This is a genomic window from Prauserella marina (assembly GCF_002240355.1).
GTDB lineage: Bacteria > Actinomycetota > Actinomycetes > Mycobacteriales > Pseudonocardiaceae > Prauserella_A > Prauserella_A marina.
Window position 1 is genome coordinate 552,553 of the sequence record NZ_CP016353.1, and the last position, 15,639, is coordinate 568,191.

At 65.8% G+C, this 15,639-nt stretch carries 13 protein-coding genes and 1 tRNA gene; 2 read left to right on the forward strand and 12 right to left on the reverse strand.

Annotation, left to right across the window (positions count from 1 at the left end; translation table 11 throughout):
* Positions 1–8: 8 nt before the first annotated feature.
* From asnB to BAY61_RS02395, 6 genes are all read right to left on the reverse strand, one after another.
* Positions 9–1,922 (reverse strand): asparagine synthase (glutamine-hydrolyzing), encoded by a 1,914-nt coding sequence (gene asnB, locus BAY61_RS02370; protein WP_091801939.1) that lies wholly within the window; start codon positions 1,920–1,922, stop codon positions 9–11.
* Positions 1,923–3,506, reverse strand: coding sequence for a Wzz/FepE/Etk N-terminal domain-containing protein (locus tag BAY61_RS02375; protein WP_245865709.1), 1,584 nt, complete (start codon positions 3,504–3,506; stop codon positions 1,923–1,925). It lies immediately after the preceding gene.
* Positions 3,503–4,912 carry a GumC domain-containing protein gene (locus BAY61_RS02380; RefSeq protein ID WP_110057681.1) on the reverse strand — a complete coding sequence of 470 codons (1,410 nt, stop codon included), beginning with the start codon at positions 4,910–4,912 and terminating at the stop codon, positions 3,503–3,505. Before BAY61_RS02380 ends, BAY61_RS02375 begins: the two co-directional genes overlap by 4 nt.
* A gap of 83 nt (positions 4,913–4,995) precedes the next feature.
* The gene (locus tag BAY61_RS02385) at positions 4,996–6,219 is read right to left on the reverse strand and encodes a glycosyltransferase family 4 protein (protein WP_091801942.1); all 1,224 of its coding nucleotides are present in this window, start codon (positions 6,217–6,219) and stop codon (positions 4,996–4,998) included.
* Positions 6,200–7,522: a nucleotide sugar dehydrogenase gene (locus BAY61_RS02390; RefSeq protein WP_091801945.1), complete on the reverse strand. Its 1,323-nt coding sequence runs from the start codon at positions 7,520–7,522 to the stop codon at positions 6,200–6,202. Before BAY61_RS02390 ends, BAY61_RS02385 begins: the two co-directional genes overlap by 20 nt.
* Positions 7,523–7,738: 216 nt before the next feature.
* Entirely contained in the window at positions 7,739–8,611 is an 873-nt protein-coding gene (locus BAY61_RS02395; RefSeq protein ID WP_091801948.1) for an LLM class F420-dependent oxidoreductase, read from the reverse strand.
* A 361-nt stretch (positions 8,612–8,972) separates the two neighbouring features.
* On the opposite strand from BAY61_RS02395, the gene htpX reads away from it, so the two are divergent.
* A complete protein-coding gene (gene htpX, locus BAY61_RS02400; RefSeq protein WP_091802555.1) occupies positions 8,973–9,824 on the forward strand; it encodes a zinc metalloprotease HtpX in 852 nt (283 codons plus the stop codon).
* Between the two features lie 16 nt (positions 9,825–9,840).
* Here htpX and rfbA read toward each other — a convergent pair whose 3' ends face one another.
* Positions 9,841–10,722 carry a glucose-1-phosphate thymidylyltransferase RfbA gene (gene rfbA, locus BAY61_RS02405; protein WP_091801951.1) on the reverse strand — a complete coding sequence of 294 codons (882 nt, stop codon included), beginning with the start codon at positions 10,720–10,722 and terminating at the stop codon, positions 9,841–9,843.
* Between the two features lie 154 nt (positions 10,723–10,876).
* Positions 10,877–11,368 carry a YajQ family cyclic di-GMP-binding protein gene (locus BAY61_RS02410; RefSeq protein WP_091801953.1) on the reverse strand — a complete coding sequence of 164 codons (492 nt, stop codon included), beginning with the start codon at positions 11,366–11,368 and terminating at the stop codon, positions 10,877–10,879.
* Positions 11,369–11,489: 121 nt separating this feature from the next.
* Here BAY61_RS02410 and BAY61_RS02415 point away from each other — a divergent pair.
* Positions 11,490–11,571, forward strand: a tRNA-Tyr gene (locus tag BAY61_RS02415).
* A 122-nt stretch (positions 11,572–11,693) separates the two neighbouring features.
* Here BAY61_RS02415 and BAY61_RS02420 read toward each other — a convergent pair.
* From BAY61_RS02420 to BAY61_RS02435, 4 genes are all read right to left on the reverse strand, one after another.
* Positions 11,694–13,055 (reverse strand): tyrosine-type recombinase/integrase, encoded by a 1,362-nt coding sequence (locus BAY61_RS02420; RefSeq protein WP_091801956.1) that lies wholly within the window; start codon positions 13,053–13,055, stop codon positions 11,694–11,696.
* Positions 13,055–13,237 carry a helix-turn-helix transcriptional regulator gene (locus BAY61_RS02425; protein ID WP_091801958.1) on the reverse strand — a complete coding sequence of 61 codons (183 nt, stop codon included), beginning with the start codon at positions 13,235–13,237 and terminating at the stop codon, positions 13,055–13,057. The genes BAY61_RS02420 and BAY61_RS02425 overlap by 1 nt, the downstream gene beginning before the upstream one ends.
* 145 nt (positions 13,238–13,382) lie before the next feature.
* Entirely contained in the window at positions 13,383–14,717 is a 1,335-nt protein-coding gene (locus tag BAY61_RS02430) for a DUF3631 domain-containing protein (RefSeq protein WP_091801961.1), read from the reverse strand.
* Entirely contained in the window at positions 14,717–15,607 is an 891-nt protein-coding gene (locus BAY61_RS02435) for a bifunctional DNA primase/polymerase (RefSeq protein WP_091801963.1), read from the reverse strand. The genes BAY61_RS02430 and BAY61_RS02435 overlap by 1 nt, the downstream gene beginning before the upstream one ends.
* Positions 15,608–15,639: the final 32 nt, after the last annotated feature.

A 15,639-nucleotide genomic window follows, 5' to 3' on the forward strand; every position in this document is an offset into this window, starting at 1 on the left:
ATCCTCACTCAGCCGGGGTTGCCTGCCGCGGCGGTCGCGCCGCGATACCAGTACTCAAGGGTCAGGATGTGCCACAGGTGCTTGCTCCGGTCCTGCTTGCCCGACGCGTCCTCGGCGACGAGCCGCCGCAGCGCGTCCTCGCGGAGCAGGCCGGATTTCACCAGTTCGCCCTCGTTCACGACCTCCCGCACGAGCGGTGCGAGGTCACGGCTCATCCACGCCCGCAGCGGCGCGCTGAACAGCCCCTTCGGCCGGTGCACGATGTCGCCGGGCAACAGTGGTGCCGCCGCTTCCTTCAACGCGAGTTTGCCGTGCCGTCCGGAGATCTTGTGCCTGCCGGGAATACTGAACGCCGCCTTGACTACCTCGACGTCGACGAAGGGCACCCGTACCTCGGTGGAGGCGGCCATGCTTGACCTGTCCGTGTAGGCGAGGTTGAGTCCTGGCAGGAACATCCTCGCGTCGGCGAGACACATGCGGTTGACGACGTCGTCCAGCAGGTTGTCGTGGTAGGTCTGGGCGTGCTCGGCGAGTACGTCGTCGACACAGGCACCGAGATCGGGATTGATCAGGTCGATCAGTTCCTGGCGCTCGTACATGGTGTAACTGCGGCGAAACGCCGTTTCCTCAGGAAGGCCCGCGAAGGAGAGAAACCGTTTCGCGAACCGCACCGAGCGATAGCCCCTTCGCGCCGACGCGACCGGAAGCCGGTCCACAACGGACTCGACTCGCCTTCGCAATGCGAAGGGCATGCGCTGGTAGCGCACGGCGAGCAGATTCGCCACGTGCTTGCGGTATCCGGCGAACAACTCGTCGGCGCCCATGCCCGACAGCAGAACCTTCACGCCCGCGTCCCTCGCGGCCGAACAGATCAGGTAGGTGTTGATCGCGGCCGGATCACCGATCGGCTCGTCGAGGTGATAGGTCATGTGGGGCAACAGTTCCCGCACCTTCGGGGCGATCTCGATCTCGTGAAGGTCGACCCCGAACTTCGCGGCGACCTGCTTCGCGTAGCGCAGGTCGTCCGGCATGGCCTCGTACTTCGCGTCCTCGGCCCGAAACCCGATGGTGTAGGCGGAGATACCGGGCTGGTGCTTCGCGGCGAGCGCGGTCAGGAAACTGGAGTCGAGCCCACCGGAGAGGAAGGTCGCGACACCGACGTCGGAAAGCAGATGTTTGCGCATTGATTCGGCGATGACCGAGTTGAGCTGAGGTTCCGGATCCTCCTGAGCGGCCTCGGCAAGCTCGGAGATGGAGAAGAACCTGCCCCGCTGGACGCTTCCGTCCGGCTTGGCCTTGAGCCATGTCCCCGGCTGGAGTTTCTCGGCCTCGGTGAAGGCGCATCTGCTGTCAGGGACCCAGTAGTACAACAGGGAGGCCACGAGCGCCGCGTTGTCGACGGTGAGCGAACCACCGAGTTCGCTCGCGAGCGCCTTCAACTCCGAGGCGAACGCGATGCCCCCGCCCCTGCGTACGAAAAAGAGCGGTTTGATGCCGAGCTGATCACGGGCGAGTACGAGTTCGCCGGTTCGTTCGTCGTAGACGGCGAAAGCGAACATACCCCTGAGCCGAGGAAGACAGTCGATTCCCCACGTCCGCCACGCCTGGAGCAGCACCTCGGTGTCGGAGGTGCCCACGAACCGGACTCCGGCCGACGTCAGCTCGGCACGCAATTCCGGCGCGTTGTACAGCTCGCCGTTGTAGGTCAACGCGAGTCCTGATCGCACCATCGGCTGGGCGCCGTTCTCGGTGAGGTCGATGATCGCGAGCCTGCGATGTCCGAAGTGGACATCACCACGATCACTCACCCTGTTCCGGTACAGTCCGGCACCGTCGGGTCCCCTGTGCGCGAGTGCTTTGGTGAGCCGTTCCGTCAAGGGACCGCCATCCGGCCACAGGTAGCTGCCCGCGATGCCGCACATTCAGGAAACCTCCACGTTGTTGGGCTTCACTGGCGAGAACTGCTCGGTGGGAAGGTCGCCTCGATGTGCCGAGTTCAGCTCGCCGGTCGACGGCGCGGGAACCGGCGCGGTGGTGATCGTCGGCGGATCGTCGTGCTGCCGCTCGCGCGTCGTGCTTCTGCCCCGCAACGCGGTGTGCAGGCCGTTCCACAGTGTCCCGTCGGAACGGTCCTTCGGGTCGGCGTCCACCAGCACGATGCCTATGACGGGAATCCCGCAGTCGGCGAGCTGCCTCGCCACGGTGTGCAGCCAGGCCGTCGTCGCGTGGCCTGCCCTGACCACGAGCACGGTCTCCTCGCCGAGCTCGCCCAGTTCCGTCCACGCGGCACCGGGCTCGACGGAACCGATCCCGATGCGCCGCTCCCACTGTCCCGACGAGAGAGCGCCGAGTTCACCAGTGGAGACGACGCGTACCGGCGGTTCCGTTTCGCCGAGCAGCTCCCGTGCTCCCCGTTCGGAAGGCAGGTCGTCGACGATCGTGACCCTGCCCTCCGCCGCGAGTTCTTCCGCGACGTGCCTTGCGAGCGTGACGGTCGCCTTTGGACAGCCGAGTTCCAGTAGCGAAACCGGTCCTGGACCCGATCGAATCGCGCTCGCCAGCACGACGGCGACGCGGCTGTACTCCTTCGCCGTCGTCCGCCCTCGCAGCAGGCCGGGTGCGCCGAGCTGGGCGATCACCGAGGCACCGAGGTGCGCGGACACCTCCCTGCGCAGCACCGGCCGGTCGCGGGCGACACTCGACACCGCGGCGAACGCGAGTCCGGCGGCAAGGCCGAGCGCGAGCCCGATCCCGCCATTGGTCGCTCCGGTCAGCAGCAGCGAGGTGTGCACGGGCCTCGGCGCGTCGACGATCTGCGTTCCCGCCGCGACATCAGGGGTTCCGATCGCGGCGTCCTGAGCCCGCTTGGTCAGGTCCGACACCTGCGACGCGAGATCGGCGCGCTGGCCGTACAGCGTTTCGAGCTGGGTGGCGCTGGCCGACTCCTCGGCGGTCCCCGAGAGCGTCACGTCCGCGATGGTCCTGTCCACCTGGGCCAGCTCGGCTTGCGCGCGGTCGCGCTGAGTCCGCAGCGCCTGCGCCTCCGCGTCCGCCGCGCCCTGCATGCGCTGGACGTGGTCGGCGATGAAGGCATCGGCCAGCGCCTGCGCCCTGCGGACCGCGTCGGCGTCGTCGGCCCCCTCGACTGTCAGCTCCAGCACGTTGTTGGTCAGCCCGACCGCGCCGTAGGTTTCGAGGAAGTCCTCAGGCCGCTCGGAGGAACCGAGTCGCTTGAGTGCTTCGGCCGCGACCCTCGTCGTCTGCAACAGCGCCGCGTCGGTGCTGATCAGGCTGCCCGCGTCGGTCGGCTGGTCGAGCTCGTGAACGACGACCAGTTTGGTCGCCGCCGTCGGCGGTGTCGGCAACGCCACGGCGAGCGCGAGGCCGGCGAGCAGTCCGAGCAGCCCGGCCGAAAGCCACAACCTGCGCGCTCGCCTTATCGCGACGAACAACCGTTGCATGTCGAGTAGTTGAACCGGTGTCGAACCGGAAGCCGTTGTCGTCACGCTGGACCTGCCAGTGTCGTGCTCATACCGTTCATCCCGCCTGCCGTGTTCTTTCCTCCGGCGGTGCCGGTGTCCTCTGGCGGAGCCGAGGCAGCGCCGGAACGGGAAGGCCGCACCCGGTGGGCGATCACGACACCCACCACGGATTGCCCCGCTTCCGCGCACGCCCTGGTGATCGCCACCAGCTCCCACGCCGTCCGCGTCGCTGCGGTGACGACGACGAGCACCGCGCCGCGCCCCGCCGGTGCGTCGGGCACGGTGACCCGATCCGGTGATACGGCGGTCACCCGCAGGAAGAGACCCCTCGCCCTTGGCTCGACGGCCGCGGTCGCGGCGAGCTGGGCCGCCATGCGCTGAGCGGTCAGGTCGTCGTCGGCGACGAGCACGAGAACCTGACCTGCCTGCGTGTTCTCCCGCAGCCTCGCCAGCGACCTCCGATAGCGGATGTCCTTTTCGGCCTCGTTTCGGGTGGTGGCCTTGCGAAGCGGTTCGAAGGGCGTCGTGTCGTAGACGAGGCGCCGCAACCGGGTGCCGAAGCCGGGCCGCTGCTTCGGCGAAGCGGGGTCGTCCGGTAGGTCGACCGAGCCGAGCACGGGCGCGTCGAGCGCGGCGGCGATGTCTTCCTCGTCCCGCAACCTGCGCCCCGCTCTGGCGGCCAGCAGTTGGGTGAGCATCCCGACCAGCAGGAACAGGGCGGCGCCGCCCACCGTGAGCTGGGTCGTCGTCGGTGGTGCCGGGCTCGACGGCCGCTCGGCCTGGCCCATGACGACGATGTTCGCCTGACTCGAACCGGCTTCCGCCTCGTCGAGCTTCGTCATCGCCTGCCCGAGCTGGGTTCGCAGTCCTTCCAGGTCGGTGCGGGTCTGCACGCTTTCCACGGTCAACCCCTGCTCGGAGGCGGCCTGCAACTCGGAAATGCGATTGTTGGTCTCCGTGACCTGCCTGCGCAGCGCGTCCCGCTGCTCTCGCAGTACCTGCGCGGAGGCGTCGGCGCTGCTGCTGACGAGCTGGGTGGTGAAGCGCACGTACTCGTCGGCGACCTGGTCGGCGAGCCGCTGCGCGGCTCCTGGCGTGTCCGCGGTCCCCGTGACCCTGATGACGTTGCCGTCGAGCGCTTCCGCCGTCACCGATTCCCTGAGCTGGGCAGGGGTGACATTCCAGTTCAACGCGACGGCGGCCCTGCCAAGCACGACCGAACTCCGCGCGACCTCGACCTGGGTGAGCATTTCGCTCGGTTCCCTCGGACCCTGCAACAACACGCTTGTCGACGTCGCGTAGCCGGGGGAGAACAGAAACGAGGCGCCGAAACCGAGAAGCGCGCCGAACGCGGTGAGTACGGCGAGCGCCTTCCAGCGGCGGCGCAGCACGTGGCCGACCGTCGCGAGGCGCACTGTGTCGTCACTCAATGCCGTTGCCCCCCTCCAGGAACGCTTTCACTGAGCCCGTCGCGACGCTGACCTTCGCGGTTACAGGGCAAGGATTTTCTTGTTCAAACCGCGACATTCACGGCGAGTGCCGCCGTATATGCCGCGAGCAGCTGCTTTTCCGAATTCGCCCAGGAAAGCGCACCGGTGACCCTGTCGTTTCCGATCTTTCCCATTCGTCGCCGTTGTTCCGGGTCGTCGAGCAGTTCCTCGATCAACTTCGCGAACTCGGAAACGTCGTCGGCCATCGCGTACACGGCGGCTTCGCCGGCCGACACCTTCGCCTCCTTGAGGTCGAAGGAGACAATTGGCCTGCTCATCGCCATGTATTCCAGGATCTTGTTCATGGTCGACACGTCGTTGAGCGGGTTGAGGGGATCGGGAGCCAAGCACACGTCGGCCGTCGAAAGGCAGCGAACGAGGTCGGCGTCGGAGACACGTCCGGGGAATTCGACCTGACCGGAAAGGCCGAGTTGTTGGGAAAGTTCCACCATGTCGTCGAATGTGTCGCCGGAACCGACAAAAACGGCGTGCCAATCGGTACGGCCACGTTCGTCGCGCAGTGCGGCGAGTGAGCGCAACGCGTAGTCGACGCCGTCCTGTGGGCCCATCACGCCCAGATAGCACAGCAAATGCGGCTTTCCCTTTTTCAGCGCCGGTTCCGGGGCGACCTCGCGGAACCGTTCGACGGCCGGTGCGCTGCGCACCACGAACACCTCGTCCGGGGACTTGCCACCTCTGCGCAGCGCGACGTCCCGGTAGCTTTCATTGGTGGCGATGACGACGTCGGCCGCCCGGTAGGTGAGTTTTTCCAACAGGCACACCGCACGGTAGAGCAGATCCTGCCCTCGATCGAACCGGGAAAGATACAGCTCGGGAACGAGATCGTGCTGGTCGAAGACGAACCTCGCGCCCCTGCGCTTGCACAGCAACGCGACGAGGAAGAACAGATCGGGCGGATTGCACGCGTGCACGACGTCGAAGGGACCCAGCTTGCGAGCGATCCGCAGCGTGTGCCACAACGCGGAGCCGTACTCGGCGAGGTAGCCCACCGGTCCCGCCTTCGCCACCTTCAGGGGGTAGCGGTGGATGCGGATCCCGTCGAGAACGACCTCCCGCTCCGTGTCCCGCTTCGTCCCCTGTGGACAGATGACGTCGACGGTCCAGCCCGCGTCGCGCAGCGCCATGCATTCCTGCCACACCCTGCGATCGAAGGGGACGGAGAGATTTTCGACGAGTACGAGTACCCTGCGGACGGCGCTTTCCAGCTCACCAGGCAAGACCGACATACCCTTCTTCCGTGCGGCGGAGTTCGGCGTCCGGCAGCCGAACGAGATCGATCAGCACGTGCTTTCCGTTGTGCGGCAGCGCGTCGACCACGACGGGATCGGTGCAGCCGACGAGGCAGACGTCCGCGTGCTCCAGTACCTCTTCCACCGATCCGGCAAGCAACTGGCCGAGGTGCGGAAGCCTGCCCTCGATGTACTCCCTGTTGGCGCCGAGCAACCGCGAGAGGCTCACGTTGGCGTCGTAGATCTTGAGGTCGTAGCCCTTGCCGAGCAGTCGCTCGGCCAACTCGACCAGCGGGCTCTCGCGCAGGTCGTCCGTTCCGGGTTTGAAAGAGAGCCCGAAGAGCCCTACTTTGCGCTTTCCCGTGCGGGCCACGAGGTCGAACGCTCTGCGAAGGTGCTCGTCGTTGGAGGCGAGCACATGCGCGAGGATGGGAACGGAGACATCGGCCCTGTGCGCGGCGTGTACGAGGCCGCGCAGGTCTTTCGGCAGGCACGAGCCGCCGAAGGCGAACCCCGGCCGCAGGTAGGCGGGACTGATGTTGAGCTTGCGGTCGGAGAGGAAAACGTCCATCACGCTGTGCGAGTCGAGCCCCAGCGCCCTGCAAATGGCGCCAAGTTCGTTCGCGAAGCCGATCTTGAGGCCGTGGAAGGCGTTGTCGGCGTACTTGGTCATCTCGGCGACCGGAATCGGAACCCTGAACACGTCACCGCCGATACCGGAGTACAGGGCGGCGACAGCGTCACCGCTGGCTTCCTCCAGTTCGCCGATCACGGTTTTCGGCGGCGCGAAGAAGTCGCGGACACTGCTGCCCTCCCGCAGGAACTCAGGGTTGACCGCGACCCCGAAATCGACCCCCGCGGTCTTGCCTGACGCCTTCTCCAGTATCGGAACCAGCAGCTGGAGACAGGTTCCTGGCAACATCGTGCTGCGGAAGACGACCGTGTGCCTCACCGCGTCGTCCCGCACCGCGAGTGCCTTGCCGATCTGCTCGGTGACCCGCTCCAGGTAGGTCGTGGAAAGGCTGCCGTTGGGCGCTGAGGGGGTGCCGACGCACACCAGCGAGATGTCGCTGTCCAGCACGGCGGCCATCGCGTCCGTACTCGCCCGCAACGCTCCTTCGCGCACCACTCGGGCGGTCAGTTCACCGATCCGCTCCTCGACCAGCGGTGCCTTTCCCGCTCTGACGAGCTCGACCTTGACCTGGTTGACGTCGACTCCGACGACCTGATGCCCCGAACTGGCCAGGCACGCGGCGGATACACAACCCACATATCCGAGCCCGAAGACGCTGATCTTCATCCGGCTCTCCTCCCGCCGCCGTTTTTCGGCGGCCCGCGACTCTTAACGCTGATTCGCGCGCAGGGAGGAGGTCGTTACGGTTTTTACCGAGTGGTGATGTGCGAAAGTCCCTGTGGGACAACGGATCGCCGACGTGAATGACCATCTGTTTCCGCACGTTGTCGGTGAACAACGCACGCGTCGGCGATCCGGTCCGGTAAGTCCACAGTGGAACTGTCAGAAATCGTTGGCCGCCGGAATGATCTCTTTCTTGAAAATGTCGAGCTTGCTCGTTTCGTGAACATCCGGTATGGCGCCGATGGTCACGTCGACACCGAGTCCGGACAATCTGCGCAGTTCGGTCAGCAGCTCGTCCGTTTTCTCGCCGTCGCGACCGGTGTCGAGTGGCGAGTACACGGTCTTGGTGATGTCGGCGTAGTCCCTGCCCTCTGCCTCGCAATGCTGTCGCAGCACGTCGAGTTTGTGTTCGAGGTCGGGCCCGTTGAAGATGTTGCACGCCTGCGCGTATTTGGCGACGAACCGCAGGGTCTTCTTCTCTCCACCGCCGCCGATCAGGATGGGCGGGTGCGGCTTCGACAGTGCCTGCGGCACGTTCAGCAACCGCTCCGCGGTCACGTGCTTGCCTTCGAAGGGTCCGTCGTCGGCCGACCACATGCGAAGGCAGTACCGCAGCGCGTCTTCAAGCAGTTCGAACCGTTCCGAGGTGGGAGGGAACCGGAAGCCGAGGCCGCGCGACTCCTCGTCGTTCCAGCCCGCCCCGATGCCGAGCACGGCCCTGCCGCCGGAGAGGACGTCGAGCGTGGTCACCGCCTTGGCGAGCAGGCCAGGATGCCGGTAGAAGGTTCCGGTGATCACCGTCAGCAGCTTCACGCGGCGCGTGTGTGCCGCGAGGAAACCGAGTGTCGTGTACGCCTCCAGCATGTCGTTGTCGGAAGGGCCGACGACCGGAATCTGGAAGAAATGATCCATGACGGCGAGGTAGTCGAAGCCCGCGTCGTCGGCGGCAGAGGCGACGTCGGCCAGTTCGGAGCCGAGCTTCGTGGGTCCGCTCGGCCAGGTGAAATCGGGAATTTGCAGTCCTAGGCGCATATCTCGACAGTAACGCCGGAGTTACTCCAGGTCAGATCTCTCAAGGTCGGAAGCTGGTTTGTCGCGACCAATGCACGGCGCGCCCCCGTTCGTGACAATGGCCACTGCTGCGCGGAGCGCCGTCCGCCGACGTGCCGTCCGGGCAGTCGCGACGAGCCCCGGGTGTTTTCCTCACTCGCCAGCGGCTTTGTTGGTGGAACCGTAACCTTGCTCCCGCGTGAGGGCCCCGTGAAACGCGAGCCGGTTTCCGGTTCTTCCACTGGCGGGTGACTGTCACCAGGAACTTCGCACGCATCGGCCGCGTTCGATCCATGGAGGGGTAACCACGGGAAAGACCCGGCACTCGAAGGGAGGCGTGGGCGTGCACAAGCACCGGAACGGGTTGAAGACCGCACTACTGCTCGGCCTGCTGAGTGCCATCATCATCGGCATCAGCGGGTTGTTCGGCAGAGGCGCGCTCTTCATCGGCCTCGCCATCGCGTTGGGCATGAACGGCTACGCCTACTTCAAATCCGACAAGCTGGCACTCAAGGCCATGCGCGCGAGGCCGGTGTCCGAGGCGGAACAGCCCGCGATGTACCGGATCGTGCGAGAACTGGCCACCTCGGCGCGCCAGCCCATGCCCCGCCTCTACGTCAGCCCCACCCAGGCGCCCAACGCGTTCGCCACCGGACGCAACCCGCGCAACGCCGCCGTGTGCTGCACGACCGGCATTCTGGAACTTCTGAACGAGCGGGAACTGCGAGCGGTACTCGGTCACGAACTGTCACACGTATACAACCGCGACATCCTCATTTCCTCAGTCGCCGGTGCGCTGGCCAGCGTCGTCAGCGTGCTGGCCAACCTCGCGCTGTTCACGGGGGGCAACCGAGAGGGCGGCAACCCGTTCGTCGCGCTGCTGCTCGTTTTCCTCGGGCCCATCGCGGCCGGAATCGTCAAGATGAGTGTCAGCCGTTCGCGCGAGTACCAGGCCGACGCCTCGGGAGCCGAACTGACGGGCGACCCACTCGCGCTCGCCTCCGCGTTGCGCAAACTGGAACGGGGCACGAAGGCACTGCCGCTCGCGCCGGAGCCCAAGGTCGTTTCGCAGTCGCACCTGATGATCGCGAACCCGTTCCGGCCGGGCGAGCGCCTTTCGCAGCTGTTCTCCACCCACCCGCCCATCGAGGACAGGGTTCGGCGGCTCGAAGAAATGGCCCGAAGGCCGTACTAGTACCTGTTCGGCGTGGTCAGCCGGTCGCGCCCGCGGCCTTCGCGACGTCCATCACGTACTGGCCGTACCCGCTTTTCGCCAGCTTCGCCCCGAGCTGATAGCACTCGTCGGCACCGATGAAACCCATGCGCAGCGCGATTTCCTCAAGGCAGGCGATCCGCACGCCGGTGCGGTGTTCGAGCACCTGGACGAACTGGCCTGCCTCAAGCAGGGAGTCGTGCGTGCCGGTGTCGAGCCAGGCGAAACCCCTGCTCAGCTCGATCATCCTCGCCCGCTGCCTGCGCAGATAGGTCAGATTGACGTCGGTGATCTCCAGCTCGCCTCGCCGGGAGGGCCGCAGCTCGCGGGCAATGTCCACGACGTCGTTGTCGTAGAGGTAGAGGCCCGTGATGGCCGTGTTGGAACGAGGAATCTCCGGTTTCTCCTCAATGGACACCAGGCGACCTTCGCCGTCCATCTCGCCGACACCGTAGCGCTCCGGATCCTTCACGGCGTAACCGAAAAGCGCGCAACCGTCCAATGACGACACTTGCTCCTGGAGCGTCGTCGAGAATCCGCGACCGTAAAAGATGTTGTCGCCGAGAATGAGCGCTACGTCGTCGGTACCGATGAAGTCAGACCCGATCACGAACGCCTCGGCCAGGCCATTGGGACTCGGCTGTTCCGCGTAGCTCAGGTCGAGGCCGAACTGGCTGCCGTCACCGAGCAGTCGCTGGAAGTTCGGCAGGTCGGTCGGCGTCGAGATGATCAAGGTTTCCCTGATCCCGGCCAGCATCAGCACCGAGAGCGGGTAGTAGATCATCGGCTTGTCGTAAACGGGGAGCAGTTGTTTCGACACGGCCTGCGTTATCGGATGAAGGCGAGTACCGCTACCGCCGGCCAGCACAATGCCCTTCATCTTCGCCCCCGCACTCACTCGTTCGTGGATCTGCCGGACGTCAGGGTATCGCGGCATTCGGCAGAAGGGGCCCGAGGCGAAGTATGCCTGGGGTGCGCAGTGCGAACCGGCGACGCCGCGAGGTGAAGGCAGCGTCGACCGGAAAGCTCGCTTCCTACCGGTAGTTGGTGAACTGCAACGCGATGCCGAAGTCCTCGTTCTTCAGCAGCGCGATGATGTCCTGAAGGTGATCCTTCTTCTTGCCGGACACCCTGAGCTGGTCGCCCTGGATCTGTGCCTGCACGCCCTTGGGCCCCTCGTCGCGGATGAACTTCGCGATCTGTTTGGCCTTGTCGGTGGCGATGCCTTCGAGGATCTTGCCGCCGACCTTGTAGATCTTGCCGGAGATGGCGGGCTCGCCCGCCTCGAACGCCTTGAGCGAGATGCCCCGCTTGACCAGCTTCTCGCGGAAGACCTCGACGGCCGCGAGTGCCCGCTCCTCGGTCTCGGCCTCGATCGTGACGGCCTCGTCGCCTGCCCACTCGATCTTGGCGCCGGTGTTCCGGAAGTCGAACCGTGTGGACAGTTCCTTGCTTGCCTGGTTCAGTGCGTTGTCCACCTCCTGGCGGTCAACCTTGCTCACCACGTCGAAAGACGGATCGGCCACGTCACACACCCTCGTCGTCGGCTCGTACGGAATGTCACCACCCTAGTCACCGCGAACCCCCGTCGGCGGCGGGCCATGGGGGTTCGGTACTCTGTGTCTCGGTCGGGCGCGCTCGGCCTACGGCGGGTTGCCCGAGCGGCCAAAGGGATCTGACTGTAAATCAGACGGCTCAGCCTTCGGGGGTTCGAATCCCTCACCCGCCACACCAGCCAAATCGGCCCCGTGACCAGCAAGAACAGGTCACGGGGCCGATCTTGTGTTGTCCGGCTACGTCCGGCCCAAACCGGCCCGATCCGGGTGGCTGTCCCAAATGCGTCCCAAAGTCTCACCAGCCTTGTAAGGCCCGTTCGACGCGGTCGCGGGCTGCCGCCTCGCCACCGTCGAGGCACTTCGCGTAGACCTTGAGCAACACGGCCACGCTGTGCCCTGCCCACTTCGCGACCCGGGTCGGCTCGACACCTCCGGTGAGCCACGTAGACACGCAGGCGTGGCGCAGGTCATAGGGCCGCTTGCCCAGTGGTCCCGCGAGCACCTCGGCCGTGAACACGCGCTCGCGAGCGGTCGCCCACACGCGGCCGTAGGTGGTGCTCCCGATGCGTCCACCATCGCGTGTGCCCCTGAACAACCGGCCGTCCGGTGCGGTGCCGAAGCTCGTCAGGTGGGTATGGAGGGCTTCGGTGAGAGGGGGAGGCGCCGGAACCAGCCGTCCGATGCTCGCCTCGCGATGCTTGAGCGGGCCTTCCTCGTTTGCCTCACCCGAGTCCGTCCATTCAGCGCCGACCTCGGGTCGTGCGCCATTGAGGTTAAGTCCGCCCCAGCCTTGCTCAGGTAGCGCGAGGTTCTGCTTCTTGAGGTTGGCGGCTTCCTCAGGGCGGAGCCCGGCGTAGTAAAGGCACGCGAAGAACGCGACCAGGCGTGGGCCTCGCTTACCGACTGTGCTGACCGCGTCGAGCAGCATTCGGGCTTGCATCGGGTTGACCGCACACTCGGGATCGACTTCCCGCAGCGTGTAGCTGCGCTTCTTCGTCTTGACCTCCGAGAGTGGGTTCGACGCCAGGAGTTCTCTCTCGAGCGCGTAGTCGATCGCGTTTCCAAGGGCGATGCGGCGGAGACGGACCGTGTTCGGTGCGGCGCGCGCGCCGTCGAGATTGAGATCGAGCGCGTGCAGCACCGAGCGCAGCACGTCAGGCTTCGCGAGGTCGGAAACGTCGCGGCTTACGCGAGCTATCGAGTTCAAATTCTGGGCTGTGTCCTGCGGAATTCCGGCCTTACGCATGTTGGTGTTGAAGGCTTTCATCAGTGCGGCGCGAACTACTGTGTCCGCCGGAAGGGATGTGCTGTCCTTCAGCATCGCGACCGTGATTCGAGTCAGTGATTCGGCGAGCGATTTGCGGTACTTCGGTGAAGAGTCCGTCCACTTCATGTCGATGTAGGTACAAGCGAAATCGAACCACGACATGCGCTTCTGCGTTCGGATCATCGATGACGGTAGCCCGGTCTCGGTGTCGAACCACTCGCCTTTCCGGGTGGCCTGCAACAGTTGAGATCGGTAGCTGTCAGCGAGTGCCATGGTCGGGAATTGCTGGCCGTGCTTGCGCTTGCCGACGCGCCATCGCACGCGATAAGTGGTCTTTTTGCCCTTGTATGGGTCAATCTTGAATACGCTGACGTCGTGGCTGGTCTCCATCAGGCGGCCACCTCGCGAGTCTCAAGCCAGGATTCGAGGTCGGTTCGGCGAATGCGGATCTCTCCATTCGGGAGCTTGATGTATCGGGGCGCGCGGCCTTTCGCGCACCAGTCGTAGAAGGTGGACTTCGCTACCGCGAGTTCTTCGCAGAAGGCTTTGAGCGTCAGGTATTGCGTGCGCATGTGGCGGGATCTCCGAAGGTTGGCGGCGCCTGAGGGTGGGGCGCCGGAGCAAACGAACGGCCGGTTATGTCCGCTACCTCCGCTACCTGGGCTACTTGCCTGGTCAGGTGGGTAGCGGACGGTAGGGAGGTAGCGGCTACGTCCGCTACCCGGTTCCGGCGGTAGCGTTCGCGTCCGCTACCCGTCCCGTATCCGCTACCTGGTTGACCTGCGATGTAGCGGAGGTAGCGGACGTAGCGGCAGTGGGCAGGTAGCGGTTCCACACGTCGGCGAGTCCGGCCGGGCCGGTGACGCGGTAGCCCTTGGCTACGGTTCCGTTGGCCTGCTTGACGTTCTGCGATTCGACGCCGTAGGGCTTGAGTTCTCGGGCGAGTCGGCGGGAGTCGAGCGGCTTGCCGTTGAGGTCGGCCCAGGGAGCCTCGTCCAGGGCGCACAGGGCGTTGACGATCTCGTTGGAGGTGAGCTTGTCGGTGCCTCGTGCGGTGAACAGGTCACGCAGGTCGGACAGCAGTTGCAGGCGCAGCCCTCCGCCGTTGCGGTCGGCGTTGGCGACGGCCACGAAGTGCGTGCACGCTTCGCGCGCCGTCTCGGGCCAGGTGCCGCCTGCCGCGTCGGCCAGAGCGATCAGGGGCCGCCAGATCTCGGCGGCTCGGTCGCGCACGCCGCTGGGCATCACCGGACGGCCCTTGCTGACCTTGTCGGACACCGATTCCACCCACGCGGCGAGCGTGTCCCGCAACGGTGCTGCCTCGGCTTCGACCTCCTCTTCCCAGAATTCCTCGACCTCTTCGTCTTCGCGTCGGCGTTGCATGTGCACGGTGATGGCACGGGTGGTGATGGTGTCGGGCATGTTCCCGGCCAGTCCGGCGAGCGCGGCGGGCGCGTAGACGGGGAACCGTTGCACCTTCATGGCTTTGGCGTCTCCGACGCAGCGTGCGATGGTCGCCGTGCGCTTGTATCCGGCGTTGAGCAGACCGCGCAGGTCTTCGTTGTTGCCTCCCGACTTCGGGTTGAAGATGGTGTCGACCTCATCGAACAGAATCGTGATCGGGCCGTCGTTGACCATGCGGAACAGTGCGGCTGTGGTAGCGGAGATGGTCATTTCCGGTGCTTTGACAAGGAACTGCGCGACTTCGAGCACCCGCGTCTTGCCGCTCCCTGGCTCCACTGAGGACAGGATCAGGCGCGGCGTGACGTAGAAATGCTGGGCCGCGTGGGTGTGTGCGTACCAGAGCGCGAGCATGGGCGCGCAGTGCTCGGACGGGAAGATGTTGAACCGCGAGACGAACTGGGTTACCCGGTCGAGCACGTCGTGCCCCGGCGGAACGGTGACGTTCTCGCGGCGCCAGACGTTCTGGCAGTTCTCCGAGCAGAAGTCAGCCGAGGGCGATTCGGCCAGTGACCGGCCGCACTTGTAGCACGTGCCGGGTTCGCCGATGGCGGCATCAATGGCGGATACGGCGGTGTCCACTGTGGTCATCAGGCAGCCTTCCTGCGGCGGGCTACCGGGTTGGCGGCACCGGCGGCGAGCCCGGCGTCGACAACACGGGCGACTTCCCGGGCGTGGGGTGGCCAGTGCTCGGAGCCGATCAGGGTTTCTCCGGCCGCGATGAGTTCGGCTCGTGCGACGGGGTGCGGGATGAGGTCCGCGCCGACCTTCCGGCCGATCGTGTACGCGGCGGAGGAAAGCACGCCGTTGTAGGTGCCTGGTCCGGCGGAGCGGACGCGTTCGACCTCACCCCGCAGTGCCGCTGCGCCGTAGGAATCGGTGCGCGCGGAACGGATCTCAACGGGCCGTGAGGTGGCCGCTGCGGGCCGTTCGGCGCAGGCTTGGACCAACCACCCCGGGAGTTCGACCGGGTCCCTGTCGTCAGCGAGTTCGTAGGCGCCTAGGTCGGTGACCGATCCGGGGCCGACGACGTAGCCCCCTCCGGCGCGAGTGTCCACATTGGCGCAGATGTGCTTCGCGGTGTTGCGCAACCGGGTTCCGGCCGGTGCCAGGTAGTACAGGTGACAGCCACCTGACGGCGTGGTGACCGTGTAGGTGGGTGGCAGCGGGCCGCCTCGTTCGTCGGCCAGTGCGGCGAGCGCGTCCGCTCCGGCAGGGCCGGTGTCGCCGTCCTTGGGCAGGTCGAGGTCGACGACGACCAGGCCGGAAGGCCCGGTCGCCACACCGATGTTCCAGCGATTCACCGACCAGCAGCGGCGAACCCTGGTGCGGTCGGTGGTGGCGCGTTCTTCCCAGTTCTTGACGGCTGGTTGGCGCTTGGTGCCGGGCGCGAGCGGGAAGACAGCCCAGCCCATGGTTGCCAGGTAGAGAGCCCTGTCGAGCAGTGGGTTGACCGGTTCGGATGCGTGGTGCGAAGTCATCACGGGTCCCTTTGATTGATCACACTGAGTAG